The sequence below is a fragment of the Bradyrhizobium sp. KB893862 SZCCT0404 genome (assembly GCF_018130885.1).
Classification (GTDB): domain Bacteria; phylum Pseudomonadota; class Alphaproteobacteria; order Rhizobiales; family Xanthobacteraceae; genus Bradyrhizobium; species Bradyrhizobium stylosanthis.
In genome coordinates, this window is record NZ_JAFCLT010000010.1 from 139,289 (window position 1) to 165,220 (window position 25,932).

Below are 25,932 nucleotides of genomic sequence, written 5' to 3' on the forward strand. Positions count from 1 at the left end.
CTCAAATGGGGCTGCCTTCGTTTAGGGACGGACACGAGCGCCGGCTCCTCCTGGGCAAGCCAAGCCAAACTCAGTGAGAGGAGACGACATGGGTCACGCTCGTGTCTTGCGGAAATGGGCTGTCCGATGACGAATGGTCCAGTGATCATCGTCGGTGCCGGCCATGGCGGCTACCAGGTCGCGGCATCCCTGCGTCAGGCGGGATTTGCCGAACCCATCAGCCTGATCAATGACGAGGCGCATCTGCCCTATCAGCGGCCGCCGCTGTCCAAGGGCTATATCAAGGGGTCCGCCGGGCCCGAGAGCCTGATGTTCCGCCCCGAAAAATTCTACCAGGATCAGAAGATCGAGCTGATCTCCGGGCGTGCGGTGTCGATCGACCGCGTGGGGCACAAGGTGCTTCTCGCTTCGGGCGCGACGCTGCCTTACGGCCATCTCGTGCTGGCGACGGGCGCGCGCAACCGGCTGCTCGACCTGCCCAATGCCAATTTGCCCGATGTGAGATATTTGCGCATCCTCGACGACAGCGAGGCGCTGCGGCAGATCATGCCGTCCAAGACGCGCGCCGTCATCATCGGCGCCGGATTCATCGGCCTCGAATTCGCCTCCACCGCGCGGATCAAGGGGCTCGAGGTCGACGTGCTCGAGCTCGCCCCGCGCGTGATGGCGCGGGCGGTGACGGCGGAGGTCTCCGAATATTTCCAGGACCGGCATCGCGAGGCCGGCATCCGCATCCATCTCGGCGTGCAGGCCACGTCCATCGAGGCGGAGGGCGGCAAGGTCACCGGCGTCTCCTTGAGCGACGGCCGGCATCTGCCCGCCGACCTCGTCGTGGTCGGCGTCGGCGTGCTGCCGAACATCGAGCTCGCGGCCGAGGCGGGGCTGCCGGTCGCGGCCGGCATCGTCGTCGACGAATATCTCTCAACAGTCGATCCCGATATTTCCGCGATCGGCGACTGCGCGCTGTTCGCAAGCCCGCGTTTCGGCAGCTCGCTGCGGCTGGAATCGGTGCAGAACGCCACCGACCATGCCCGCTGCCTCGCCGCGCGCCTGACCGGCGACAGGAAGCCGTACGACAGCCATCCCTGGTTCTGGAGCGACCAGGGCGACGACAAGCTCCAGATCGCCGGCCTCACCACCGGCTACGACCGAGTCGTGCTGCGCGGCAGCCCTGCGAAGAAGGCGTTCTCCGCGTTCTGCTATCACGGCGACAGGCTGCTCGGTATCGAATCGATCAACCGCGCCGGCGATCACATGTTCGGCCGGAGATTGCAGGCCATGGACCGCTCGATCACGCCGGAGCAGGCTGCGGACGAAAGTTTTGACCTGAAGAGCGCGCTGGCTTAGCTCGAGCTGGGCCGCTCCGCACGAAGCGCTGCCGAGACTTCAGCAATCGTCGGCATCGACGGAGCGGCGCCCATCCGTTGCACGCTGACCGATGCGGCGACATTGGCGTAGCCCAGCGCGCTCTCGATCGGTTGACCGTCGGCGAGCAGTGCCGCGACCGCGCCGACAAAGCAATCACCCGCGCCGGTGGTGTCAACAGGGGTTACATTGCGGCCTTGGATAGACACAAATCGGTCGCCGACCAGTGCAATCACACCGCGCTTACCCAGCGTGACGCAGATGATCTGATCACGGTTCACCTGGATGTGCCTCGCTGCATCGGCAATGCGCTCATATGGATCGTTGTCCGTAAGCTCGGCGTCGGCCAGCAAACCCAGCTCGGTCTCGTTGAGCACGAGGACATCCACGAGCGCGAGCAGCTCGCTCGATATCTTCTGCGCCGGCGCCGGGTTAAGCACGGTCGTGGCTCCTGCCTCACGCGCCCGCGCAAAGAACGCGGCGATGGTCGGCAGCGGGATCTCGAACTGGCTCACAGCGACATCGCCCTTCACCAGCGGCACGTCCGCGACGTCATCCGCGCTGACCAGACCGTTGCTGCCGGGAATGACGACGATGGTGTTGTCGGCCTCCGCGACCGTGATGATGGCGGTGCCGGTGTGCGCCTCCGGCGTCTCGCGCACCGAGTCGAGATCCACGCCCTGCGCACCGAGGAACTTCCGCAGCTCTGCCCCGAAGGCGTCCTTCCCCAGCCGGCCGATCAGCGTGGTTGGCGCTTCGAGCCGCGCCGCCGCGACCGCCTGGTTGGCGCCCTTGCCGCCCGGAAAATACAGCACCTCACGCCCCGCGACTGTCTCGCCGACGCGCGGATGGCGGTCGGCCGTCGCCACCACATCCATGTTGATGCTGCCGGCGACGAAGACGCGCCCCATCTAGACCCTGACCTCGAACTCGTGCCTGACCTTCGCGATGTCGACGAGAGTCGGCAGGCCGGCCTCGTTGCCGAGACGCTGGATCTTGTAGGTCGAGGCGGCTCGCGCGAAATCGAAATGCTCGCGCCAGCTTTTGCCGGGATGGGCCAGATAGGAATAGACATAGGCACCGTGGAACACGTCGCCGGCGCCGTTGGTGTCGATCACCCGCTCGCGCGGGATCGGCATCGCCGGCATGACTTCGACTGCGCCTGTTTCGTTGTACCAGAGCAGGCCCTTCTCACCCATGGTGACGCCGCCGATCTTGCAGCCGCGGCCCTTGAGGTAGTCGAGCATCTTCTCCGGCGTCAGGTCCATCTGTTCGCAGAGACGCTCGGCGACGATGGCGACGTCGATGAATTCCAGCAGCTCATGCGTGTTGGTGCGCAGGCCGCCGCCGTCGAGCGAGGTCAGGATGCCGGCCTCGCGGCACACCTTGGCATAGTGGATCGCGGCATCCGGCTGGTGGCCGTCGACATGCAGCGCGCGGCAGCCGCCGAGATTGAGCATCGGGAAGGGGTGGATGTGCTCGTCGTCGCGGCAGCGGACGATGGCGCGCTTGCCGTCCTTGGGCATGATGAAGGACAGCGAGGACTGGTTCACCTTCCGCCCGTGCAGCGAAATCGCGTATTTCGCGCACATGTCCTGGAACATGCGTCCGAGCCAGTCATTGGCCGCGGTCGCGATCAGGTCGGGCACGATGCCGAGCTTGGCGCAGCAGAACGCCGCCGTCACCGCATTGCCGCCGAAGGAGACCGCGTAGTCGGAGGCCACGTGCTTCTCGTCGCCGGTCGGCATGTGGTCGGTGATGAAGACGACGTCGATGTAAGTCTGTCCGATAAAGAGAGCCTGCATTGCCTATCCGTGATGCGCTGGGTGGTCCCGACCGGCGGATTTACTCTAACACCGGTTCCGCGTCTGGGCCGCTGAAATTATTCGCAAAACCGCCCCTGGGCGCTTGAGGTCGGCATGTGGCCGGAATACGACCATGTCGGGCCGATGCCAAGCCCGGGCAAACGCCGACTTTCGGCTCACGGTTCCAGGTCGATCAAAAGGGACAAGCATGATCACCGGCCTCGATCACATCGTCGTTCTGGTCAGGGATATCGGCGCGGCGAAAGCGGCCTATCAGACGCTGCTCGGACGTAGTCCGGCCTGGCAGAACTCGGGTGAGGGCGCCGACCGGGTGCTGTTCACCCTCGACAACATGACCATCGAGCTGATGGCGCCGAACGGCTTCAGCGTCACCGCCGACCGCATGCGCGCGCTGCTCGACGACCAGGAGGGCGTGCTCGCCAGCCTGTGCTTTCGTGTCGCGGACATGGGCAAGATGCATCGCCGGCTGGAGCGGGTGGCGCTCAAGCCCGATCCGGTGGCCGAGGTCGAAAGCACCGATTCCGAATCCGATGCCGTCCTGCACTGGAAGCGCACCCGCGCCGCCACCGAGCTGACGCGCGGCGTGCGCATGTTCTTCCTCGAGCTCGCGGACGAGCGCCCCAAATCGGTTGCAACCGACATCGCGCCGATCGACGGGCTCGACCATGTCGTGATCACGACGGAGGATTCCGAGCGCGCCGCCGCGCTCTACGGCGCGCGGCTCGGGCTCGATCTCGCGCTCGACCGCTCGCACCAGGATTGGGGCCAGCTGATGTTCTTCCGCTGCGGCGACCTCATCGTCGAGGTGGTGCGCCGCCCCGTGGCGGGCGGCGATGCCGCCCGTGACCGGCTCTGGGGCCTGAGCTGGCGCGTCGCCGACATCGACGCCACCCGCGCCCGCCTGATCGCCGCTGGCCTCGACGTCACCGAGGTCCGCAACGGCCGCAAGCCCGGTACGCGCATCATGACGGTGCGCAACGGGACGTGCGGCATCCAGACGGTGCTGCTGGAGCGCTCGCCGAAGCCGGTGGAGTAGGCTCCGCTCTCTCCACCCGTCATTGCGAGGAGCCCTTGCGAGGAAGCAATCCAGACTGCCGCCGAGGAGGGATTCTGGATTGCTTCGCTGCGCTCGCAATGACGGTGTTGAGGCAGTTGCCCGCCTCTCTCCTATGCGGCGGCCCGCGCGCATGATAAAGGCGATCTGACGACCATCCAGCGAGCACCCGGTTTGGCGGCAAAGGCAAAGCGAACTCTGAAATGGCAGCGCGATCCCGAGGGGATGCGGCTGCGCATTCTCGAAGCCGCCAAGCAGGAGTTTTCCGCCCATGGCCTTGCCGGCGCGCGCGTCGACCGCATCGCGGCCAAGGCCGGCGCCAACAAGCGCATGCTGTACTATCACGTCGGCAACAAGGACGAGCTTTATCTGGCGGTGCTCGAAGGCGCCTATGACAAGATCCGCAGCGAGGAGCGCGGGCTCGATCTCGAGCATCTCGATCCGCCCGAGGCGATCCGCCGCCTGATCGAGTTCACCTGGACCTACTTCCTGCGCAACCCCGAATTCCTCTCGCTGCTGCAGACCGAGAACCTGGCGCGGGCAAAGCACCTGAAGAAATCGACCAAGGTCAAGTCGATGCATTCGCCCTTCGTCGAGATGATCCGCACCGTGGTGCGGCGCGGCGTCGACAGCGGCGACTTCCAGGTCGCGGTCGATCCGGTCCAGCTCTACATCTCGATCGCCGCGCTCAGCTTCTTCTATCTCTCCAATTCGGCGACGCTGAGCGTGATCTTCGGCCGCGATTTGCTGGACAAGAAGGCCAAGGACGAGCGCCTCGCCCACATGGCCGGCCTGGTGCTGGCGGCGCTCACGGGGCGGTCGTCGGAACTGTTCGAGATCGCGAAAGCGCCAAAACCGCGCGCCGCAGTGGCGCAGACGGTGTAGCCAAACTCTCCGCTGTCATCGCCTGCTTTCGCAGGGAATGACATCGAGGGTAGGGCGCGCGCTCTCGTGTCCCGGGCGCGCTGCGGCACGTAGTGACGCTGCGCAGAACCGGGACCCAGAGGTTACGTGCTCCGCCGTTAGATGGGCCCCGGCTCTGCAGCGCACCGCAAGAGCGCTGCGCTGCGTCCGGGGCACAGACCTCATAACCGATACCCCCGGAACCCGCCACAAATCGCCACAGGAAGACCCCTAGACAGTATTTATCCAACGAGTTAATTTCTCCCCACAACGAAGAAGACTGCCGGGAGTGAAAATTGGCCGAGCCGAAGCCACAGAATGCGATCTCCAAGTTGCTGAATGCGGCGTGGGTTCGGCCGTTCTTGTTCCTTGTCTTCATCGTCGTGGCCTGGGATCTCGCGATCCGCCTGTTCAGGATTCCCGCCTACCAGATCCCGTCGCCGGGCGATGTGCTCGCCGTGCTCCGCACCGAATGGCCGGAATTGCTGCGCCAGTCCTGGCCGACCACCTACGCGACCGTCTGCGGCTTCCTGCTGTCGGCGCTGTTCGGCATTCCCGTGGCGATGCTGATCGCGGGCTCGAAGACGGTGGAGAGCTACGTCTATCCGCTGCTGGTGTTTTCCCAGTCCGTGCCGAAGATCGCGATCGCCCCGCTGTTCGTGGTGTGGTTCGGCTTCGGCATCATCCCGAAGGTGATTTCGGCCTTCCTGCTCGGCTTCTTTCCCGTCGTGGTCTCGGCCGTGCAGGGTTTCAAGTCGGTCGATCCTGACATGGTCGACCTCGCCCGCGCCATGCAGGGCAGTCGCCTGCAGGTGTTCCGCGCCGTCAACCTGCCGCACGCGCTGCCCGCGATCTTTTCCGGCCTCAAGGTGTCGGTGACGCTGGCCGTGGTCGGCGCCGTCGTCGGCGAGTTCGTCGGCTCCAATTCCGGCATCGGCTATGTGATGCAGCGCTCGATCGGCACCTTCGACCTGCCGACGATGTTCGCGGCCCTCGTGATCCTGGCGCTGCTCGGCGTCATCCTGTTCTGGATCGTGGACCGGATCGAGAAGCTGGTCATTCCCTGGCATGTCAGCCAGCGCGAGGACGTGATTTTCGCCTCTTAGAGCATGATCCGGAAAAGTGTGTAGCGGTTTTCCGACAAGATCATGCTCGAACGACAAGTGAAGCAACGGCCACCAACGGCCGAAACATAACGACAAAGGGAGAGTGACGATGAAGCGGTTGATTGGGGCTGCAACGGTTGCGCTGATGGCGTTTGCCGCAATGCCGGCGCAGGCTGCCGACAAGGTTGTGCTGATGCTCAACTGGTATGTCTATGGCGAGCATGCGCCGTTCTATTACGGCAAGGCCAAGGGCATCTATGCCGCCGAGGGCATCGATCTCGAGATCCAGGAAGGCCGCGGCTCGGCCGCGACCACGCAGGCCGTCGCCGCCAAGACCGCGGACTTCGGCTATGTCGACGTTCCCACCATGATGCGCGCCGCGATCAAGGGCGCACCCGTGGTCGCGACCGGCGTGCTGCTGCAGACCTCGCCGATGTCCGCCATGGGCTTTGCCGACAAGAACATCAAGAAGCCTGAGGACATCAAGGGCAAGACGGTGGCGATCACGCCGGCCGATTCCATGACCCAGATCTGGCCGCTGTTCCTGAAGAAGACCGGCCTCAAGGAAAGCGATTTCCAGACGGTCGCCGGCGACGGCCAGACCAAGCTCAACGCCGTCATCAACGCCCAGGCCGATCTGCTGCTCGGCTACGTCATGGACCAGTCGATGAAGATCAAGGACGCCACCGGCAAGGACGTGTTCCCAATCAAGTTCGCCGACTACGGCATCAACATGGTTTCGTCGGGCATCATCGCCAATGCCGACTACGTGAAGGCCAATGCCGACCTCGTCCGCCGCTTCATGTCGGCAACGACCAAGGCGGTCGAAGCCGCCGAGAAGGAGCCGAAGGCCGCGGCGCAGTCGATCCTCGATGCCAACCCCAAGGGCGGCAAGATCGACACGCTGACGCAGGGCTTTGAGCTGACCATTCCGCTGTACCGGACCGCCGAGACCAAGAGCAAGCGGCCGTTCCAGGTCACCGACCAGAACATGACCGACTCGGTCAACCTGATGGTCGAATATGGCGGTCTCGACGCCAAGGCCAAGGAGAACCCGAAGGCCTTCTATACCAACGACTACCTGCCGAAGAGCGGCTCGTGAGCCAGCAACCACTGTCATTCCGGGATGGTCCGAAGGACCAGACCCGGAATCTCGAGATTCCGGGTTCGCCCTTTGGGCGCCCCGGAATGACGGTTTCTATCGCCGATTGGACTTGAGATGACCCCAGCAATGAAGGTGGTAGGTGAGATGCAACCGGCCGCGCATCTGAGACTGGTGAGCGACCGGGCTGCCGGCGATGCGTCGGGCATCAAGCTATCAGGCGTGTCGAAGACCTACCGGACGCGCGATGGCGATGTGCCCTCGCTGCGTCCGCTCGACTTCCACATCAATGACGGCGAATTCTTCGTCGTGGTCGGCCCCTCCGGCTGCGGCAAGTCTACGCTGCTCAAGCTGATCTCGGGATTGCTGCCGCCGACCACCGGCGAGGTCCTGGTCGAGGGCGAGAAGGTAACGACGCCGCATGGCAATGTCGGCATCGTCTTTCAGAACGCCCTGCTGCTGCCCTGGCGCAACATCCTCAACAACGTGATGCTGCCGATCGACATGAAGCGGTTGCCGCGGCAGGAATATCTCGCCCGCGCCAAGTCGCTCCTGAAGCTGGTCGGGCTCGAAGGATTCGAGAAGAAGCTGCCCTGGCAGCTCTCCGGCGGCATGCAGCAACGTGCCTCGATCTGCCGCGCGCTGGTGCACGACCCCAGGATCATGCTGATGGACGAGCCGTTCGGCGCGCTCGATGCGCTGACGCGCGAGCGGATGAATGTCGAATTGATGCGGATCCAGCGCGAGACCAGGAAGACGGTGCTGCTGATCACGCATTCGATTCCGGAGGCCGTGTTCCTCGCCGACCGCGTGCTGGTCATGACCGAGCGGCCCGGCGCGATCGCCGCGATCTACGACGTGCCGCTGCCGCGCCCGCGCTCGCTCGACGTGATGGCCGATCCGGTGTTCACGGAGCTCGTGCAACGCATCCGCAAGCATTTCTTCTCGCAAGGTTCGCTGGACTAAGGCAATGCGTTTCGTTTCGGTCGCAACCACGACAACGGTGGGCTCCCTCTCCCGCTTGCGGGGGAGGGTTAGGGAGGGGGTGTCTCCACTCGCGAGGACCCCCAAGAGGAGAAAACCCTCACCCGGCGCGTTGCGCCGACCTCTCCCGCAAGCGGGAGAGGTGCACCGCCGCCTTGGCCAGATCTTCGGGACCAATTAACACCATGGCGCCGCGCCTGAAGCTGCGAGACATCGCTTTCTTCGAACGTCCCGTGCAGTTCGCGCGGCCGTTCCGCTTTGGCGCGATCACGATCAACGCGACGCCGCAGCTCTTCGTGCGGGTCGAGATCGAGGTCGAGGGCAGGGGGACGGCAGTCGGCGCCAGTGCCGAGCTGCTGGTGCCGAAATGGTTCGACAAACGGCCGGAGCTGTCGCCGGCGCAGACGGTCGACGGCTTGCGGCGGTCGCTTCAGATCGCGCGCGGGCTCTATCTGGCGCGGACCGGATTCCAGACCGCGTTCGATCTGCACGCCTCGTGCATCGGTGCCCAGATCGCGACCTGTGCCAAGAAGAACATTCCGGCGCTTGCCGCGGCCTATGGTCCTGCGGAGATCGACAAGGCGATCCTCGATGCGCTGCTGCGTGGCGTGGAGACGAATTTTTTCAACGGGATGGCCGGCAATATCGCGGGCATCGATGCACGGCTCTCGCCGGACTTGGATGACGCCGGCATCGCGCGGTTTCTGGTTCATGCCAATCGGCACCGGTCGGAACGCGTTGCCATCCGCCATACTGTCGGCCTCGACGACAAGGTCGAGGGCGACGGAGGCGTGGCCGATCCGAAGGAAAACGCCGGCGCGCGCTATTTCAAGCTGAAGCTTGGCGGCGATCCCGAAGCGGATGCCATCAGGCTAATCCGTATCGGCCGCGAGCTGGCGACGTTGCCGTTTGACTACAAGGTGACGCTTGACGGCAATGAGCAGTATGCGGACCTGACTGCGCTTGCGACACTGGTCAGCCGGCTGGAACGCGACAGCGCGCTGGAGCCGATCTTTCGCAAGCTGATCTACATCGAGCAGCCCATGCCGCGCGACGTCACGCGTCAATCGCCGCTCGGCGATACCCTGCGCCGCCGCGGTTTCATTATCGACGAGGCGGATGATTCATATGACGCCTGGCCGACCGCCCACAAGCTCGGTTACAGCGGCATCTCGTCGAAGTCCTGCAAGGGGATCTACAAGTCGATCGTGAACTTCACCCGCATCGCCAAGCTGGACGAAGAGGGGGCGGAGTGCTTCGTCACGGGCGAAGACTTGACCTGTCAGCCCGGACTCGCTCTTCAGCAGGACCTGGCGCTCGGCGCACTGCTTTGCCTCGAACATGCCGAACGCAACGGCCACCATTATGTCGACGGCTTTGACGAGACGCCTCTCGCCGAAGCGCAGGCCTTCGCGGCCGCGCATCCCGATCTCTATGCCGATGCCGGGCAGGGCATCCGCCTCTCCATTCACGACGGCGATCTCCTGACGGGATCGCTCAACACAGTGGGCTTTGCGACGTCGGTCCATCCGGACTGGTCGGCGCTCCGCCCGCTCGAACAGCCAACATCACTTCAGGAGTATCTGGCATGACCACCCAACGCCTCGGCCTCATCATGAACGGCGTCACCGGCCGCATGGGGCTCAACCAGCATCTGATCCGCTCGATCGTCGCGATCCGCGACCAGGGCGGCGTCCGCCTGAAGAACGGCGATCGCGTGATGCCCGACCCGATCCTGGTCGGCCGCAGCGCCGAGAAGGTCGAGGCACTGGCAAAACGCTACAACATCACGCGCTGGACCACCGATCTCGACGCCGCGCTCGCCGACAAGAACGACACCATGTTCTTCGACGCCGCGACCACGCAGGCCCGTCCCGGTCTGCTCACCCAGGCCATCAATGCCGGCAAGCACGTCTATTGCGAGAAGCCGATTGCGACCAATTTCGAGGAAGCCGTCGAGGTCGTGAAGCTCGCCAACGCCAAGGGCGTCAAGCACGGCACGGTGCAGGACAAGCTGTTCTTGCCCGGCCTGAAGAAGATCGCCTTCCTGCGCGACTCCGGCTTCTTCGGCCGCATCCTCTCGGTGCGCGGTGAGTTCGGCTATTGGGTGTTCGAAGGCGGCTGGCAGGAGGCGCAGCGGCCGTCCTGGAACTATCGCGACGAGGACGGCGGCGGCATCATCCTCGACATGGTCTGCCACTGGCGCTACGTGCTCGACAATCTCTTCGGCAACGTCCAGAGCGTGGTCTGCATCGGCAACACCGACATTCCCGAGCGTTTCGACGAGCAGGGCAAGAAGTACAAGGCGACCGCGGACGACTCCGCCTACGCGACCTTCCAGCTCGAAGGCGGCGTCATCGCCCACATCAACATGTCCTGGGTCACGCGCGTCTATCGCGACGACCTCGTCACCTTCCAGGTCGACGGCACGCTCGGCTCGGCGGTCGCAGGGCTCACCGACTGCATGATCCAGGCGCGGCAGGCGACCCCGCGGCCGGTCTGGAATCCCGACGAGAAGCGGCTGCACGATTTCTACGGCGACTGGCAAAAGCTGCCGGACAACGTCACCTACGACAACGGCTTCAAGGAGCAGTGGGAGATGTTCATCCGCCATGTCTACGAGGATGCGCCCTACAAGTTCACGCTGCTCGAAGGCGCCAAGGGCGTGCAACTCGCCGAATGCGCGCTGAAGAGCTGGAAGGAGCGGCGCTGGATCGACGTCGCCCCGATCAAGGTCTGAGATAAGCCCCGATGTCTACCAAGCCGTCATTACGAGCGAAGCGAAGCAATCCAGCGTCTTTCCGCAGAGGCAGTCTGGATTGCTTCGTCGCTTCGCTCCTCGCAATGACGGGGAGAGGTTCGAAGTCATGAACAAGCCCGTCCAACCCATGTCGTCATTGTCGCTCAAGCTGCCGAAGGCCGATCGGTCGATCGAGACCTACCGGTTGGCTGCCTCGCGCACATTCCCGGCAAAGCTCGAGGGACCGCTGAACCGCATCGCCTTCTCGGCCGTGCACACGGTCGCCGATCCCTTCGCCGACAACGACCCCTGGCTGTCGGTCGCCGTCGACTGGGACAAGACCATCGCCTTCCGCGAGCACGTCTGGGATCTCGGCCTCGGCGTTGCCGAAGCGATGGACACCGCCCAGCGCGGCATGGGGCTGGACTGGCCGACCTCGCTGGAGCTGATCACGCGCTCGGTCGGCGCAGCCAAGCGGCGCAACGCGCTGGTGTTCTCTGGTGCCGGCACCGATCATCTCGCGGTGGAGGATGCCAAAAATCTCGACGACGTCATCCGCGCCTACGAGGAGCAGCTCTCGGCGGTCGAGAAGGTTGGCGGTCGCATCATTTTGATGGCCTCGCGCGCGCTGGCAAAGCTCGGCCGCAGCGCCGACGATTACGCCAAGGTCTATAATCGCGTGCTGTCGCAGGTCCGCGAGCCCGTCATCATCCACTGGCTCGGCGACATGTTCGATCCTGCCCTGTCCGGCTATTGGGGCACCAAGGATCTCGACAAGGCGATGGACGTTGCGGTGGCCATCATCAACAACAACGCGTCTAAGGTCGACGGCGTCAAGGTCTCGCTGCTGGACAAGCAGCGCGAGATCGACATGCGCCGCCGCCTCGACGAGCGCATCAAGATGTATACCGGCGACGATTTCAATTACGCGGAGCTGATCGCCGGCGACGAACAGGGCTTCTCGCATGCGCTGCTCGGCATTTTTGACGCCATCGCACCGGCGGCGTCCTACGCGCTGTCGCGGCTGGCTGCCGGCGACGAGGCCGGCTTCCACGACGTGCTGGGGCCGACCGTGCCGCTGTCGCGGCACATCTTCAAGGCGCCGACGCGCTTCTACAAGACCGGCGTGGTGTTCATGGCCTATCTCAACGGCCACCAGGACCACTTCACCATGGTCGGCGGCCAGGAGAGCACGCGCTCCACGCTGCATCTCGCCGAGTTGTTCCGTCTGGCTGACAAGGCCGGCCTGCTTGCCAACCCCGAACTCGCGACGCAGCGGATGAAGACCGTGCTCGCCACCCACGGTATCGAATCCTGATGCGCGATTTTTCGTCCGACCATCGCTGGCTGTCGCTGAACACGGCGACCGTCCGCAAGCAGGGTGATTTGGTAGAGATCATCGATGCCTGCGCGAAGCACGGCATTCGCGCCATCGATCCCTGGCGCGACCAGGTCGCTTCCGTCGGTCTCGACCGCGCTGCGCGCGCGGTGCGCGACGCTGGTCTCGACCTCTCCGGCTATTGCCGCGGCGGCATGTTCACCTCCGACGCATCGCGCCGGGGCGAAGTGCGCGACGACAACCGCCGCTGTGTCGATGAAGCCAAGGCGCTGGGCGCGTCCTGCATCGTGCTGGTCGTCGGCGGCCTGCCGCAATATTCGCGTCCGGGCAGTGAGCCGTCGAAGGACATCGTGGCGGCGCGCGGGCAGGTCGAGGAAGCCCTTGCGGAGATGCTCGACTACGCCAGACAGGCAAAGTTGCCGCTGGCGATCGAGCCCTTGCATCCGGCCTATGCCGGCGACCGCGCCTGCGTGAATACGACGAAGCAGGCGCTCGACATCTGCGATCGGCTTGACCCCGGCCGCAGCGGCATGCTCGGCGTCGCGCTCGACGTCTATCACATCTGGTGGGATCCGGAGCTGATGGGGCAGATCGCGCGCGCCGGCAAGGATCGGCTGCTCGCGTTCCATGTCTGCGACTGGCTGGTGCCGACCAAGGACATTCTCAACGACCGCGGCATGATGGGCGACGGCGTCATCGACATCAAATCGGTGCGCAAGGCGGTCGAAGCGCAGGGCTTTGCCGGCTATTCCGAGATCGAAATCTTCTCCAACGATTGGTGGGGCAGGCCGATCGACGAGGTGCTGCGCATCTGCATCGAACGCCACAAGACGGTGGTGTAGAGTTACCAGAAGTGCGGCTTTTACGGGCCTGCGGCCTGGTGCCGCGTGTCGGAGCGGGCCTTCTGCTCACTGCTCAGCGTGGCATGGAGCTCATCTAGGCCGGGGCGCCCCGCTCGGCGGCTCGTCAGTGTGCCCGTCGAGCGAGCCGGCGAAGCAGCGAGCTGGTCGGAGTACCACCAATGATGAGGTGGACCGACATCAGCATTCAGGCAGAATGTCATCATTACGATGCCGCAGCTTCGTCACAGTCTGTGCCAGATCGGATGCGGTAATCAGTGGCATCAACGTTCAGCAGGCGCGGCGGATGTACCCATGCCTGTTGATCTTGAATGGCCCCGACGTGCAACCGTCGGGGCCATTGCTGTGATCGGCGTGACAGGGCTGGCGAACTTTGGCCGCGTTTGTCGCAGCCCACCTCGAGGCTGTCCCTCCAAGGAAATCAATCAGGGATCGAAATAAGTACTAGGTGGATGGCGCCTGTTATCCCGGAAAGCCGAGTCCGGTTGTGGCCCATCGCGACATATGCGCTGCCGTACTTTGCCGCTGTGGGGTGCAGCGGACATTCAGCTTTCCGCGCGGAAACCCACCTTCGCCCTGCGGCGTGCGTTGAATCACCACAGCCCTGGCCCCGGCCACTCGCACGAATGTGAATTGATCTGAAGCAATCGGCTTTGTCTGCTTCGATGCGCTGGGGCGATGGCGTCGATCCGTGAGGAAATTCTGATGCGCATTTCAGCTTTGGCGATTTGGGCAACGATCGCGGTTTTAACGGCCGCACCAACTCAGGCCCAAACATTTGGCGGAAATGCTCCGGTTTGCCTGCAACGTTGGTACTGGGGCGGAAACGAAACTTTCTATTGCGGCTATAGCTCGATGGCGCAGTGCCACGCCACTGCTTCCGGCCTCTCCGCCACGTGTGTTACCAATCCATACTTTGCGAACGCACAAGCGTTACCAGCCTATCGGCAGCATCGTCGCGCCCACTAGCTTTGCGATCAAAGTTGCTGGGCTCGGTGAAAAGTCAGACGATTGCGCTATCATCGATTCACCGTCAAACACCGGGCTATCACTCGTCAATTCGATCTGCGAAGCTGTGACAACACAAATGCGCTTGCAAACAAGCAAGCGCGAAGGGAGGTCCGCAGTGGATAAAGTTCGACGGTTGCGTGCGATGAGCTCACTGTGCCGCCAACAGGCCGCCTACAACAGCATGAACAAGTGGAAGCTGCTTGCAGAGGCAGAATACTGGGATCATCTGGCCGAGCTTGCGTTGTCTTCTCACTTCCAGCAATGCAACGCGACCACAAGCACGAATGATGCCGAGCGGAAGACGATTTCCGCGTGATGTCAAAAACGAGGCTGTGGCTTCCGTGACGTGCCGCTGCACCCTCACGGAGGGTGCGCGGAAGGGACATACATGGTCTCGTCGAGCCTTGAAGCAGGACGATTACGTCGCCCCGCTTCGCTCGACCGCCGCGCAAATCGCAACGAGAGAATGCGACGCCGTCCTCACTGCCCTGCGACCTGCTGCAGCGTGTTGAAGCGCGCCTTCTGCTCGCTGCTCAGCGTCGCGTAGAACTCGTCCAGCGCAGGTTCGACAAGCTTGGCGGCCGTCAGCATGGCCTCGAGCCGGTGCTGCATCGCCTCCAGCCGTCCAACCGGCGTGAGCGGCACATCGTTCGGACAGGCCGCCTGCAAGCCGTCAACGCCCTTCGCCGTTGCTTCGCTGAGGCGGTCGAGCGCCTCCTTCTGCTTGCCTGCGGGGTGGAGCACAGCCTCGATCCTCTGGATCGGCAACTGCGTCAGGCCGGATTTTGGATCACCGCAGCCCGCGGTGCTGACCTCCTGCTGCTGCGGCGAGCGCTCGCCGACATTGGGACCGAGCGCGTTGAAGCGGGCCTGCTGCTCGTCACTGAGCGAGTTGTAGAAATTATCGAGCGCCGGCCGAACGATCTTGACGGCCTCCAGCGTCGCGTTGACTCGGTTCATCATCGCGCGCAAGCGGCCAGGGGGTGTCAGTGCATAAGTCTCCGCGCAGGAGTCCTTGAACACGGCGGCAGCATTGGCCGCCGCGGTCTTCAATTCGTCGAGCAGTGCGCGTTGCTCCGTCGTCGGCCGCACCGCCCGCGCGATGTCGGCCAGGGGCCAAGCGGTCACGCCCTTGTCCGGTGTGCCGCACAATTGCTGAAGCGTCTGCGGGCTCACGCTGGCGCGCGAGCGCGCGCGGGTGCCGCCGCCGGCCTGCGGAGAGTCATAGGGATTGATGCTGGCATAGGCGGAATAGGGGCCGTCACCGCCCCAGAACACGGTGTCGACGAAGTCGTCATAGGCGTACGCCCAATAGCCGGGCTCATAAGCATAGGACCAGAACGTGTAGTCAAAAATGTCGGAATAGGCGTATGGCCAGAACACCGGCCCGAGCCACGCCACGAACACTGCGGGATGGCGGTGACGCCAGGCCTGCCGGGGAGCCCAGCCGCTCTGGCGGGTGGTAAGCGCCGCCTGGGTCTGCGGGTTGGTCTGCTCACGGAAGCGCTCGGCAAACCGGCCGCGCTCGGCGGCCTGTGCGGCGGCCGTGGCGGTCGCGGTGCGCCCACCCGGAGCCAGCAGTCCAAGCCGCTGCTGACGCGCCAGGTCGCTCTGCTGCGCGCGCTGCTCACGGCCCAACAAGCGGTTCTGTGCCTGCAGCATCCGCTGCTGCTCGCGTTGCGCCCGCGCGCCTTCCGGCTTTTGCGATTGCAATTGCTGTACGCGCTGCTGCAGGCGATCGATGCGGGTCTGACGCTCCGTCGTCTGGCGCGACAGCATCTCGCGCTGCCGCTGCTGCACCATCTGCTTGTGCTGTTGCGCGCGCTGTTCGATCTGATCCCGCCGCGACAGCCGCTCGTTCACGGCTGGCGCCGCGCTTGGCCGTGAGGGGGCGGCGATGTGCGGTGTGGGCCGCGGTGCCATGGCCGGGCGTTGCGGTGGTGCCGGCGCCCGATGGAATTCAGGCCGCGGCGCCGCCACGTGCGGGGCCGCTCGCGGCGGCGGTGCAGCGAAATGTTGGGTCGGGCGCGGTGGCGGTGAGGCGATATGCGGCGCAGGATGTGGCGCCATGGCCGGGGGATGAAATGCCGGTGCGGCGGGACGCGCCATGGCAGGCGGCGCCGCCGGACGGGCCATTGCAGGTGGTGCTGCCGGCCGAACTGCCGGTGCTGCGGCCGCCCCTGGCGGCCCACCTCGACCGTGTCCCTGGCCGGGTCCTTGGGCGAACGCGCCGACGCTCGTCGCCAGCATCGAGACACCAATGAAAACAGCCGTAAGACAAAGGCCACGCGGAAGCATGATTGAAGCTCCCAGCTCGTAATCGCCCACGACTGTCAACGCACAGGCAGAGGAATCGTTCGTTGTCGGCCGCGGTCGGCATGCGATCTTCCGACGCAGGCAGGCTCAGGAGAAATCCTGGGTCAGGATCGTGGCGAACCGCTCCAGCGCCCAATCGACCTGGTCGCTGGTGATGACCAGCGGCGGGGCGATTCGGATCGTGTGCTCATGGGTATCCTTGGCGAGGATGCCCTTGCCCTGGAGCGCCTCGCAGTAGTGCCGGGCGCGCCCGGCCTCGGGATGCAGTTCGACCGCCAGCATCAAGCCGCGTCCGCGCACCTCGCGGATCGTGTTGGCGCGAATGTCCTTCAAGCCTTCCAGAAACCGCGCGCCTTGCCTCGCCGCGTTCTCGATCATGCCTTCCTCGACCAGCACGCGCATCGCCGCACGTGCTATCGCGCAGGCAAGCGGGTTGCCGCCGAAGGTCGAGCCGTGCTGCCCGGGCTTCAACGTCCCGAGCACGTCGTTGTTCGAAAGCACGGCCGACACCGGGTAGAAGCCGCCGGACAGGGCCTTGCCGAGCAGCGTCACGTCCGCCTCTATGCCCTCGTGCTGTTCGGCGAGCAGCTTGCCGGTGCGGCCGAGCCCGGTCTGGATCTCGTCGAGCACCAGCATCAAATTGTTGGCGGTGCAGAGCTCCCGCACTTTCGGAAAATAGCCGGCTGGGGGAATGACGACGCCGGCTTCGCCCTGGATTGGCTCGACCAGGAAGGCGACCGTGTTCGGGGTGATTGCTTGCTCCAGCGCTGCGGCGTCGCCGAACGGGATGATCTTGAAGCCCGGCGCGAACGGCCCGAAGTGCCCGTGTGTCTCGGCGTCGGTTGAAAAGCCGACGATGCCCAGCGTGCGTCCGTGGAAATTGTTGGCGCAGACGATGATCTCGGCCTGGCCGTCCGGCACGCCCTTCACCTCGTAGCCCCATTTGCGCACCGACTTGATCGCGCTTTCGACCGCCTCCGCGCCGCTGTTCATCGGCAGCACCTTGTGGGAGCCGGTGAGCGCTGCGATCTCCTCGTAGAACAAGGCGAGCTGGTCGTTGTGGAAGGCCCTCGAGGTGAGCGTCAGCCTGTGCGCCTGTTCGACCATCGCCGCCAGGATCTTGGGGTGGCAATGGCCCTGGCTGACGGCCGAGTAGGCCGAGAGGCAATCGAGATAGCGGTTGCCTTCGGTATCCCAGACCCAGACACCTTCGCCGCGCGAGAGGACGACCCCGATCGGCGCGTAATTATGCGCCCCAAAGCGTGCTTCCGTTGCGATGAAATCAATGACCGACGAGCTCATCTGTCGTCACTCCATTGCTGCGCGCCGGGGTCAAGCGACCGCGCCGGCCGCGCTCAAGCTGATGTGGGTATCAGTCTGCCCGCGCGGAAGCCTTCATGTGCCCGATGCGCGTCCCGGCCTGATTTGCCCGACATGTCAGATGGTTCTGCCGAACCACAGGGTATCGCTCGTGGACCTGCCGCCTACTGTGCATGGGGTTGTTTTCGACGTTTTGTTTTGGGACCCCTAGCCGAGCGCGCAGGGCACGCTCAGGAATCCGCGGAACCGCACCCGTCCGCCCCGCACCGGCTGTCCGCTCACGGTATAGTCCGGGAAGCGCGCGAGGAAGCGTGAGATCGCAATGGCACCTTCCAGCCGCGCCAGCGCCATGCCCGCGCATTGATGCGCGCCGGTGGCAAACGCGAGATGCCGGTTCGGCGTCCGCGCGATGTCGAAGCGCTCGGGGTCCGGGAATTGCGCGGGATCGCGGTTGGCAGCCCCGATGCACAAGGTCACCGACGTGCCGGCCTCGAGCATGACGCCGCCGAGCTCGACCTTTTCCGTGGTCATGCGGTTGCCGAGCTGGTTCGAGCTCTCGTAGCGCAGCATCTCCTCGACGGCGGTCTTGATCATATCGGGGTTGTCGATCAGGCGTTGCTTCTGGTCCGGATTGCGGTCGAGCGCGACGAGGCCGTTGCCGATCAGGTTGGTGGTGGTCTCGTGGCCGGCATTGAGCAGGAAGATGCAATTGTGCAGCAGCTCCTTCTCGGTCAGCCGTTCGCCGTTCTCCTCGCCCTGGATCAGCCGCGTCAGCACGTCTCTATCAGGGTTGCCCGGTTTCGCGCGCCGCCGCGCCACCAGCGTTTCGAGATAAGCGAGGAAGTCCGTCACCGCTCTGTTCCCGCGCGCGGCGACGTCAGGCGACACCACGGGCTCGAGCGCCCCGAGGATCGCGAGCGACCAGTCGCGCAGCGGTCCGCGTTCCCCGTGGGGAACGTCGAGCAGATTGCCGATCACCTCGATGGGAATGGACGCGGCGAAATCCTCGATCAGCTCGCACGCGCCTTTGGCGGCGATGGCGTCGAGCAGGCCGTCGACCAGCTTGACGAGATCGCCTTCCATCCCCGCGATCGCGCGCGGCGACAGCGCACCCATGATCAGGCGCCGCACGCGGGTGTGCGCCGGGGGATCGTTGAAGACGAGGCTGGTGGTGTGATGCTCGTAGAGCGGCGTGTCGCCGTATTTCGGCGCGAACTCGCGCTTCTTGTCCGAGCTGAACGACTTCGTGTTCTTGTAGGTGGTGACCAGATCGTCGTAGCGGGTCAGGAACACCGTGCCGTTCGGCAGGCGCTTGACCGGCTCGTTCTCCCGCAGTGCACGATAGGTCGGGTAGGGGTTGTCGTAGAAGTCAGGCGTCAGCTTCTCGAGGTCGAAGCTGGCGGCCAGCGCCTTCGCATCTGCGTTCATCCCGTTATACTCGCCGGTTAAAGCCGTTATGCCGTTTTTGTTGTTCTGGTCGGCGCATGCATGCGTCTACAGTCTTGGCATCTTTAGTCTTGGCACCTTGCTAGCCGACCGGACAGGAAAATGCACGCACGCGCTGACGCTTCCGACACGGCGCCAAATTGGCCCGATGATATTTTCGCAACCTTGCAACGCTTCGACGTCCGGCAGGTGCCTTATGTGCCCGATGCCGGCCACTCGAAACTGATCGAGCGCGTGCTGGGCTCCTCCACCATGCGCGGCATTCCGCTGACGACGGAGGAGGAGGGCGTGGCCCTGCTCGCCGGTGCCTGGGCGGGCGGCCAGCGCGGCGTACTGCTGATGCAGTCGAGCGGCGTCGGCAATTGCATCAACATGCTGTCGCTGATCCCGATCCTGCGCTTCCCCTTCCTCACGCTCGTGACCATGCGCGGCGAGTGGGGCGAGTTCAATCCGTGGCAGGTGCCGATGGGATCGACCACGCAGGGCGTGTTCGAGCTCTCGGGCGTCCAGGTGCTGCGCGCCTCCAGCGCGGCCGAGGTGCCGGCGGTGATCGAGGCGGCCGCCTCGCAGGCCTACAACGCGCTCACGCCCACCGCCGTCCTCCTGTCGCAGCGCCTGATCGGCGCCAAGGTGTTCACCAAATGAGCAAGGCCAATCTCCTCGACCGCCGCCAGGTGGTGTCCACCCTTTTGGCGAACCGCAAGGACGTCGTCGCGATCGGCGGCCTGGGGGCCTCCACCAACGACATGTGCGCCGCCGGCGACCACGCCCGCAATTTCTATCTCTGGGGCGGCATGGGCGGCGCCGCGATGATCGGCCTCGGCCTGGCGCTGGCGCAGCCGAAGCTGCCGGTGCTGGTCATCACCGGCGACGGCGAGATGCTGATGGGCCTGGGCAGCTTTGCCACCATCGGCCTGCAGAAGCCGGCCAACCTCTCGATCGTCGTGCTCGACAACGAGGCCTATGGCGAGACCGGCGGCCAGACCAGCCACACCTCGGCCGCCGCCGACCTCGTCGGCGTCGCCAAGGCCTGCGGCATCGCAGACAGCCGGTCCGTCACGACCATGGCCGAGGTCGAGGCTTTTGCGAAGGCTGTCCACGACGTCTCGGCGGGGCCGCGCTTTGTCAATGTGAAGATCGACAACGCCAGCCTCGAGCGGATCTTGCCCACCCGGGACGGCACTTACATCGTCAACCGGATCCGCGGCGATCTCGGCTTCCAGCCGATCTAGGCCGGCCCTGCTCCTCATCAGGCCTGCGAGCACGATCATGCTCGCGGGCCGTGCAGGCGCGACTGATTTCCACTGATTTTACAACGCATTCTGGTTGCGATGCAGCATAGTGCTTGACTTTTGCGTGGGTGAGTGCTTACTCACTAGCATGAGCTCATTGCGAATGACGAGCGACCTGAGGCGTCAATTGATCCTCGGCGCCGCGAAACGCTGCTTTGCCCGACACGGCTATACCGGCACCACGACCAAGAGCGTGGCGGCCGCCGCAGCCATTTCCGAAGCGCTGCTGTTCAAGCACTTCCCCTCCAAGGCGGCGCTCTACGCCGAAATCCTCAGCGACGAATGCGAGGCGGACCCGGCCTTGATGGAGCTGCTCGAGCGGGAGCCGTCGACGGCGGCCCTGGTCGAGCTGATCCGCGGCATGGTCGAGCATTTTCTCGAGGTCGCCGACGGGCCGGACCAGGAAGAGGCGCAGCGCCTGCGACTGATGGCCACGAGCCATTTGGATGATGGCGAATTCGCCCGTCTGCTATATGCCAAGATCGAGAAGCTGATCGGGGCGGTCTTCGTCACCTCGCTCGAGCGCGCAGTGGCCAGCGGTGACGCGCGGCCATTCAGCGGCGATCCGCTCAACCTGTTCTGGTTCGCGCATCACACGGTGATGATGGCTGCGCTGACCAGGCTGCCGGCCACGCCTTGCCTCGCTTACGGCAAGGCTGGCGACCTCGAGCGGCAGCTCTGTGAGTTTCTCCTGAGGGGTATCGGACTTAACGACGCCGCAATTGCTTCGCATTTGGGCCGCGATCAGGCCGCGGATGCGGGCAAGCCGGCGATTGCAGAAAGTGCATGACATGAACATCGTAGCCGAACACAAGATTTCGGGCGAACCGATCGACAACAAGGCTCCCAAGCGTCCGGTCCGGCCGGTGCTCTGGTTCATCATCGTCGGCGCGCTGCTCGCTGCGCTCGTCGGTGGTCTCGTCTGGTTCAATTATTTCCGTGGCCAGATGATCAAGCAGTTCTTCGCCAACAACAAGCCGCCGCCGACGGCCGTCAGCGCAGCCGAGGCCAAGTCCGAGGTGGTGCCGAACCTGCTCACCGCAGTCGGCGGCCTCGCCGCCGTTCACCAGGTCGACGTCAGCGCCGACGTCAACGGCCGCGTCACCGAGATCAAGTTCGAGCCGGGCACGCATGTCGAGGCCGGCACGCCGCTGGTGCAGTTCTTCGACATGCCGGAGCAGGGCGACCTCGCCAATTACAAGGCGCAGGCCACCGTCGCGCAGCTCTCGCTCGACCGCGCCAAGCAGCTGGCTTCCCGCCAGTTCGGTCCGCAGGCGACCGTCGACAACGCGCAGGCCGCCTACGACCAGGCGCTGGCAGGCATCGCCAAGACCGAGGCGGTGATCTCGCAGAAGCTGGTGCGCGCGCCGTTCTCCGGCGATCTCGGCGTCCGCAAGGTCGAGGTCGGCCAGTACCTGACGGCCGGCACGGCGATCGTCTCGCTGACCGACCTGTCGGAACTGTGGGCCAACTTCACGGTGACGGAAAAGGATTCCGGCAGCCTCAAGGTCGGCCAGCTGGTCCGCTTGAAGGTCGACGCCTATCCGGGCCGCACCTTCGAGGGCAAGATCACCACGATCGAGCCGCAGATCGCTGCCGACACCCGCAACATCCGCGTGCAGGCCACGATCGCCAATCCCGAGAAGATCCTGAAGCCCGGCATGTTCGTGACCACGACGGTGGTGCTGCCGGAGAAGCCGGCGGTGATCACCGTTCCCGAAACGGCGGTCGACTACACGCTGTACGGTGACTCCGTGTTCGTGATCACCGAGAAGAAGGAAGAGGACGGCAAGACCAGCCTCTCCGCGGTGCGCACCTTCGTGCAGACCGGCAACCGCGTCGAAGGCCGCGTCGAGATCGTCAAGGGTCTCAAGGCGGGCGACAAGGTCGTCGCCGTCGGCCAGCTCAAGCTGCAATCGGGTGCGGCGGTGTCGATCTCGACCGACCCCGCTCCGCAGATCCCGGCGCAGCCGCCCCGCTACTGATCCAAATACATCCAAGTGATCCGGCCCGGCCGGATCACTTTTCTTGAGACAAAGAAATCGAGATCGCCGCGATGCGCTTTACCGATATTTTCATCAAACGCCCGGTCCTGTCGGTCGTGGTCAGCCTGCTGATCCTGCTGATCGGCCTGCGCGCGGCGATGGTGCTGCCGATCCGGCAATATCCGAAGCTGTCGAACACGGTCATCAACATCACGACCGTCTATCCCGGCGCGTCCGCGGACCTGATCCAGGGCTTCATCACCACGCCGATCGAGCAGGCGGTCGCCTCCGCCGAAGGCGTTGATTACATGACCTCGTCCTCGGTGCTCGGCACCTCGACGATTCAGGTCTACATCAAGCTGAACTTCGATCCGAACCAGGCGCTTACCGAGGTGCTGGCCAAGACGAACTCGGTCAAATACCTGATCCCGAAGGAATCGAACGACCCGATCGTCACCAAGACCACGGGCCAGACCACGGCCGTGATGTATCTCGGCTTCTCCTCCGAGGAGCTGTCGGGCTCGGCGATCTCGGACTATCTGACGCGCGTGGTGCAGCCGGTGCTGTCGACCGTCGACGGCGTCGCCTCGGCCGATATCCTCGGCGGCCAGACCTTTGCGATGCGGCTGTGGCTTGATCCCATGAAGATGGCCGGCCGCAACGTGTCGTCGGCCGATGTCGCGGCCGCGATCACGGCCAACAACTTCCAGTCCGCGGCGGGACAGACCAAGGGCTATCTGATCGTCTCCAACATCTCGACCAACACCAGCCTCACCGACGTCAACCAGTTCAGGAAGATGATCGTGAAGGCCAAGGACGGCGGTTTCGTCCGGATGGAGGACATCGCCACCGTCGAGCTCGCCGCGCAGAGCACCGATGCGAGCGTCGCTTTTAACGGCGAGCGGGCGATCTTCATCGGCGTGAACGCGACGCCGCAAGGCAATCCGCTGACGTTGGTCAAGGGCGTGCGGGCACTGTTCCCGGAACTCGAGCGCAACCTGCCGCCCTCGATGAAGATGAAGGTCGCTTACGATTCGACCAAGTTCATCCAGTCCTCGATCGACGAGGTGGAGAAGACGCTGGGCGAAGCCGTGATCATCGTGATCGTGGTGATCTTCCTGTTCCTGGCCTCGCTGCGCTCGGTCATCATCCCGGTCGTCACCATCCCGCTGTCGATGATCGGCGTCTGCACCCTGATGCTGGCACTGGGCTTCAGCTTCAACCTGCTGACCCTGCTCGCGATGGTGCTCGCGATCGGCCTCGTGGTCGACGACGCCATCGTGGTGGTGGAGAACATCCATCGCCACCTGGAGGAGGGGAAGACACCTGTGCAGGCGGCGATGGAGGGCGCGCGCGAGATCGTCGGCCCCGTCGTATCGATGACCATCACGCTCGCGGCGGTGTACGCTCCGATCGGTTTCCTCGGGGGCCTCACCGGTTCGCTGTTCCGCGAGTTCGCCTTCACACTCGCGGGCTCCGTGATCGTATCCGGCGTGATCGCGCTGACGCTGTCGCCGATGATGTGCTCGGTGCTGCTGAAGAACACCGAAGAGGGCCGTTTCGCCAAGCTGGTCAACCGTGTGTTCGGCGCGATGACGCGCTGGTATGGCCGCAGGCTCGACCGCTCGCTGGACTACAAGGCGATCACCGGCCTGTTCGCGATCACGATCCTCGGCCTCGTCGGCTTCCTCTACATGCACACGTCGAAGGAGCTGGCGCCCGAGGAAGACCAGGGCATCGTGTTTGCGGTGACCAAGGCGCCGAAATACGCCAACATCGACTATGTCGATTTCTACGGTGACAAGCTCGACAAGGAATTCCAGAAGTTCCCCGAGACCGATTTCCGCTTCGTGCTGAACGGCATCAACGGCCCGCAGGGCGGCATCGCGGGTTTGCTGCTCAAGCCCTGGGAGGAGCGCAAGCGGTCGTCGATCCAGTTGAAGCCGCTGGTGCAGGCCGAGCTCTCCAAGATCGAGGGCGTGCAGGCCTTTGCGTTCAACCTGCCGCCGTTGCCGGGCGGCCCGGGCGGTCTGCCGGTGCAGATGGTCATCAACTCGACCGCCGGCTACCAGACCGTCTATGAGCAGATGGAGAAGCTGAAGGATGCTGCGCGCAAGAGCGGCATGTTCATCGTCTCCGACAGCGACCTCGCCTACAACCAGCCGAACGTTCAGGTCACGATCGACCGTAGCAAGGCGCAGGATCTCGGCGTCAACATGCAGAACCTCGGCTCTACGCTCGCGGTGCTGCTCGGCGGCAACTACATCAACCGCTTCAATCTCGAAGGCCGGTCCTACCAGGTGATCCCGCAGGTGCCGCGCGGCCAGCGGCTCTCGCCGGAATCGCTCGGCGGCTATTATGTGACGACCAATACCGGCCAGCAGCTCCCGCTGTCGACCGTGGTGTCGATCAAGACCAAGACCGATCCGAACTCGTTGACCCACTATAATCAGCTCAACTCGGCCACGTTCTCGGCCGTGCCGATGCCGGGTGTAACAGTGGGTGCGGCAGTGGACTTCCTCGAAGGTGAAGCCAAGAAGCTGCCCGCGGGTTTCAGCCACGATTATCTGGCCGACTCCCGGCAATATGTGCAGGAAGGCAACCAGCTCGCGATCACCTTCGGCTTCGCGCTGATCATCATCTTCCTGGTGCTGGCGGCGCAGTTCGAGAGCCTGCGCGACCCGTTCGTGATCATGATCTCGGTGCCGATGGCGATCGTCGGTGCGTTGATCCCGCTGTTCTTCGGCATGGCGACCATGAACATCTACACCCAGGTCGGTCTGCTCACCCTGGTCGGCCTGATCACCAAGCACGGCATCCTGATGGTGGAGTTCGCCAACGAGCTCCAGATCAAGGAGCGGCTCGACCGCCGCTCGGCGATCGAGATGTCGGCCCGCATCCGTCTGCGGCCGATCCTGATGACCACGGCCGCGATGGTGACCGGCCTGATCCCGCTCTTGACCGCCACCGGCGCCGGCGCGGCCAGCCGCTTCTCGATCGGTCTGGTCGTCGTCGCCGGCATGTCGATCGGCACGCTGTTCACGCTGTTCGTGCTGCCCGCGGTCTACGTGGTGCTGGCGACCGACCACCGCGCGGCGGCCGATTCCGACCGGAACAAGCAGCTCAACGAGCTCGACCTTGGTTCCAAGGCGCTGCGGCCGACCTGAGGCCGGACGCGAGCCAACCTTGGGGCGGCAGCGGAGGGGTCCGCTGCCGCCCTTTTTCATTGGGGGGCGGCACCAGTCCTGACGCCAGGGCCGCAGTCACAGGCCGGGCCCCCGGC

22 protein-coding genes are annotated in these 25,932 nt (G+C 64.5%); 17 read left to right on the top strand and 5 right to left on the bottom strand.

Features of this window, described 5'->3' with window-relative positions; all coding sequences use genetic code 11:
- Window positions 1–126 precede the first annotated feature (126 nt).
- Window positions 127–1,347 (top strand): NAD(P)/FAD-dependent oxidoreductase, encoded by a 1,221-nt coding sequence (locus JQ617_RS32485; RefSeq protein WP_212029938.1) that lies wholly within the window; start codon window positions 127–129, stop codon window positions 1,345–1,347.
- Here JQ617_RS32485 and JQ617_RS32490 read toward each other — a convergent pair.
- Both JQ617_RS32490 and JQ617_RS32495 read right to left on the bottom strand, forming a co-directional pair.
- Window positions 1,344–2,276: a ribokinase gene (locus JQ617_RS32490; protein WP_212029939.1), complete on the bottom strand. Its 933-nt coding sequence runs from the start codon at window positions 2,274–2,276 to the stop codon at window positions 1,344–1,346. The two genes, JQ617_RS32485 and JQ617_RS32490, sit on opposite strands and share 4 nt — an antisense overlap.
- The gene (locus JQ617_RS32495; RefSeq protein ID WP_063691337.1) at window positions 2,277–3,170 is read right to left on the bottom strand and encodes a sugar kinase; all 894 of its coding nucleotides are present in this window, start codon (window positions 3,168–3,170) and stop codon (window positions 2,277–2,279) included.
- 208 nt (window positions 3,171–3,378) lie between these two features.
- Between JQ617_RS32495 and JQ617_RS32500 the strand changes: the two genes are divergently transcribed.
- The 11 genes from JQ617_RS32500 to JQ617_RS32550 all read left to right on the top strand — a co-directional run bounded on the left by JQ617_RS32500 (window position 3,379) and on the right by JQ617_RS32550 (window position 14,606).
- Window positions 3,379–4,227 (top strand): VOC family protein, encoded by an 849-nt coding sequence (locus JQ617_RS32500; RefSeq protein ID WP_063691335.1) that lies wholly within the window; start codon window positions 3,379–3,381, stop codon window positions 4,225–4,227.
- A 243-nt stretch (window positions 4,228–4,470) separates the two neighbouring features.
- Window positions 4,471–5,130 (top strand): TetR/AcrR family transcriptional regulator, encoded by a 660-nt coding sequence (locus JQ617_RS32505; RefSeq protein ID WP_063691334.1) that lies wholly within the window; start codon window positions 4,471–4,473, stop codon window positions 5,128–5,130.
- A 314-nt stretch (window positions 5,131–5,444) separates the two neighbouring features.
- Window positions 5,445–6,254 (top strand): ABC transporter permease, encoded by an 810-nt coding sequence (locus tag JQ617_RS32510; RefSeq protein ID WP_145663816.1) that lies wholly within the window; start codon window positions 5,445–5,447, stop codon window positions 6,252–6,254.
- 109 nt (window positions 6,255–6,363) lie between these two features.
- The gene (locus JQ617_RS32515) at window positions 6,364–7,356 is read left to right on the top strand and encodes an ABC transporter substrate-binding protein (RefSeq protein WP_212029940.1); all 993 of its coding nucleotides are present in this window, start codon (window positions 6,364–6,366) and stop codon (window positions 7,354–7,356) included.
- Between the two features lie 129 nt (window positions 7,357–7,485).
- Window positions 7,486–8,322 (top strand): ABC transporter ATP-binding protein, encoded by an 837-nt coding sequence (locus JQ617_RS32520; RefSeq protein ID WP_502754905.1) that lies wholly within the window; start codon window positions 7,486–7,488, stop codon window positions 8,320–8,322.
- 203 nt (window positions 8,323–8,525) lie between these two features.
- A complete protein-coding gene (locus JQ617_RS32525) occupies window positions 8,526–9,932 on the top strand; it encodes an enolase-like domain-containing protein (protein WP_212029942.1) in 1,407 nt (468 codons plus the stop codon).
- Window positions 9,929–11,080 (top strand): Gfo/Idh/MocA family protein, encoded by a 1,152-nt coding sequence (locus JQ617_RS32530; RefSeq protein ID WP_212029943.1) that lies wholly within the window; start codon window positions 9,929–9,931, stop codon window positions 11,078–11,080. The genes JQ617_RS32525 and JQ617_RS32530 overlap by 4 nt, the downstream gene beginning before the upstream one ends.
- Window positions 11,081–11,207: 127 nt before the next feature.
- Window positions 11,208–12,398 (top strand): dihydrodipicolinate synthase family protein, encoded by a 1,191-nt coding sequence (locus tag JQ617_RS32535; protein WP_212029944.1) that lies wholly within the window; start codon window positions 11,208–11,210, stop codon window positions 12,396–12,398.
- Window positions 12,398–13,261 (top strand): sugar phosphate isomerase/epimerase family protein, encoded by an 864-nt coding sequence (locus JQ617_RS32540; RefSeq protein WP_212029945.1) that lies wholly within the window; start codon window positions 12,398–12,400, stop codon window positions 13,259–13,261. Before JQ617_RS32535 ends, JQ617_RS32540 begins: the two co-directional genes overlap by 1 nt.
- Before the next feature lie 723 nt (window positions 13,262–13,984).
- Window positions 13,985–14,248 carry a DUF3551 domain-containing protein gene (locus JQ617_RS32545; RefSeq protein WP_212029946.1) on the top strand — a complete coding sequence of 88 codons (264 nt, stop codon included), beginning with the start codon at window positions 13,985–13,987 and terminating at the stop codon, window positions 14,246–14,248.
- A gap of 157 nt (window positions 14,249–14,405) precedes the next feature.
- Entirely contained in the window at window positions 14,406–14,606 is a 201-nt protein-coding gene (locus JQ617_RS32550) for a hypothetical protein (protein WP_212029947.1), read from the top strand.
- Window positions 14,607–14,770: 164 nt separating this feature from the next.
- Here the strand turns inward: JQ617_RS32550 and JQ617_RS32555 are convergent, their stop codons facing one another.
- The 3 genes from JQ617_RS32555 to JQ617_RS32565 form a co-directional block, all read right to left on the bottom strand.
- Window positions 14,771–16,270: a Spy/CpxP family protein refolding chaperone gene (locus tag JQ617_RS32555; protein WP_349630667.1), complete on the bottom strand. Its 1,500-nt coding sequence runs from the start codon at window positions 16,268–16,270 to the stop codon at window positions 14,771–14,773.
- Window positions 16,271–16,693: 423 nt separating this feature from the next.
- On the bottom strand, window positions 16,694–17,908 hold the full coding sequence (gene rocD, locus JQ617_RS32560) for an ornithine--oxo-acid transaminase (protein ID WP_212029948.1): 1,215 nt from the start codon (window positions 17,906–17,908) through the stop codon (window positions 16,694–16,696).
- 225 nt (window positions 17,909–18,133) lie between these two features.
- Entirely contained in the window at window positions 18,134–19,354 is a 1,221-nt protein-coding gene (locus JQ617_RS32565) for a cytochrome P450 (protein WP_212029949.1), read from the bottom strand.
- A gap of 120 nt (window positions 19,355–19,474) precedes the next feature.
- Here JQ617_RS32565 and JQ617_RS32570 point away from each other — a divergent pair, with 120 nt between their 5' ends.
- From JQ617_RS32570 to JQ617_RS32590, 5 genes are all read left to right on the top strand, one after another.
- Window positions 19,475–20,017, top strand: a complete 543-nt coding sequence (locus JQ617_RS32570; protein WP_212029950.1) for a phosphonopyruvate decarboxylase — start codon at window positions 19,475–19,477, stop codon at window positions 20,015–20,017.
- The gene (locus JQ617_RS32575; RefSeq protein ID WP_212029951.1) at window positions 20,014–20,604 is read left to right on the top strand and encodes a thiamine pyrophosphate-dependent enzyme; all 591 of its coding nucleotides are present in this window, start codon (window positions 20,014–20,016) and stop codon (window positions 20,602–20,604) included. The genes JQ617_RS32570 and JQ617_RS32575 overlap by 4 nt, the downstream gene beginning before the upstream one ends.
- A 148-nt stretch (window positions 20,605–20,752) precedes the next feature.
- Entirely contained in the window at window positions 20,753–21,454 is a 702-nt protein-coding gene (locus JQ617_RS32580) for a TetR/AcrR family transcriptional regulator (RefSeq protein WP_063691310.1), read from the top strand.
- A gap of 1 nt (window position 21,455) precedes the next feature.
- Complete coding sequence (locus JQ617_RS32585) at window positions 21,456–22,649, top strand: efflux RND transporter periplasmic adaptor subunit (protein ID WP_186467498.1); 1,194 nt, start codon at window positions 21,456–21,458, stop codon at window positions 22,647–22,649.
- A gap of 71 nt (window positions 22,650–22,720) precedes the next feature.
- Window positions 22,721–25,816 (top strand): MexW/MexI family multidrug efflux RND transporter permease subunit, encoded by a 3,096-nt coding sequence (locus JQ617_RS32590; RefSeq protein WP_063691307.1) that lies wholly within the window; start codon window positions 22,721–22,723, stop codon window positions 25,814–25,816.
- Window positions 25,817–25,932: the final 116 nt, after the last annotated feature.

Coding starts and splice junctions, on each gene's coding strand:
- JQ617_RS32545 (WP_212029946.1), top strand. CDS start 13,985: ATGCGCATTTCAGCTTTGGCGATTTGGGCAACGATCGCGGTTTTAACG.
- JQ617_RS32540 (WP_212029945.1), top strand. CDS start 12,398: ATGCGCGATTTTTCGTCCGACCATCGCTGGCTGTCGCTGAACACGGCG.
- rocD (WP_212029948.1), bottom strand. CDS start 17,908: ATGAGCTCGTCGGTCATTGATTTCATCGCAACGGAAGCACGCTTTGGG.
- JQ617_RS32500 (WP_063691335.1), top strand. CDS start 3,379: ATGATCACCGGCCTCGATCACATCGTCGTTCTGGTCAGGGATATCGGC.
- JQ617_RS32570 (WP_212029950.1), top strand. CDS start 19,475: ATGCACGCACGCGCTGACGCTTCCGACACGGCGCCAAATTGGCCCGAT.
- JQ617_RS32530 (WP_212029943.1), top strand. CDS start 9,929: ATGACCACCCAACGCCTCGGCCTCATCATGAACGGCGTCACCGGCCGC.
- JQ617_RS32515 (WP_212029940.1), top strand. CDS start 6,364: ATGAAGCGGTTGATTGGGGCTGCAACGGTTGCGCTGATGGCGTTTGCC.
- JQ617_RS32485 (WP_212029938.1), top strand. CDS start 127: ATGACGAATGGTCCAGTGATCATCGTCGGTGCCGGCCATGGCGGCTAC.
- JQ617_RS32585 (WP_186467498.1), top strand. CDS start 21,456: ATGAACATCGTAGCCGAACACAAGATTTCGGGCGAACCGATCGACAAC.
- JQ617_RS32495 (WP_063691337.1), bottom strand. CDS start 3,170: ATGCAGGCTCTCTTTATCGGACAGACTTACATCGACGTCGTCTTCATC.
- JQ617_RS32565 (WP_212029949.1), bottom strand. CDS start 19,354: ATGAACGCAGATGCGAAGGCGCTGGCCGCCAGCTTCGACCTCGAGAAG.
- JQ617_RS32590 (WP_063691307.1), top strand. CDS start 22,721: ATGCGCTTTACCGATATTTTCATCAAACGCCCGGTCCTGTCGGTCGTG.
- JQ617_RS32525 (WP_212029942.1), top strand. CDS start 8,526: ATGGCGCCGCGCCTGAAGCTGCGAGACATCGCTTTCTTCGAACGTCCC.
- JQ617_RS32490 (WP_212029939.1), bottom strand. CDS start 2,276: ATGGGGCGCGTCTTCGTCGCCGGCAGCATCAACATGGATGTGGTGGCG.
- JQ617_RS32580 (WP_063691310.1), top strand. CDS start 20,753: ATGAGCTCATTGCGAATGACGAGCGACCTGAGGCGTCAATTGATCCTC.
- JQ617_RS32505 (WP_063691334.1), top strand. CDS start 4,471: ATGCGGCTGCGCATTCTCGAAGCCGCCAAGCAGGAGTTTTCCGCCCAT.
- JQ617_RS32535 (WP_212029944.1), top strand. CDS start 11,208: ATGAACAAGCCCGTCCAACCCATGTCGTCATTGTCGCTCAAGCTGCCG.
- JQ617_RS32575 (WP_212029951.1), top strand. CDS start 20,014: ATGAGCAAGGCCAATCTCCTCGACCGCCGCCAGGTGGTGTCCACCCTT.
- JQ617_RS32520 (WP_502754905.1), top strand. CDS start 7,486: ATGAAGGTGGTAGGTGAGATGCAACCGGCCGCGCATCTGAGACTGGTG.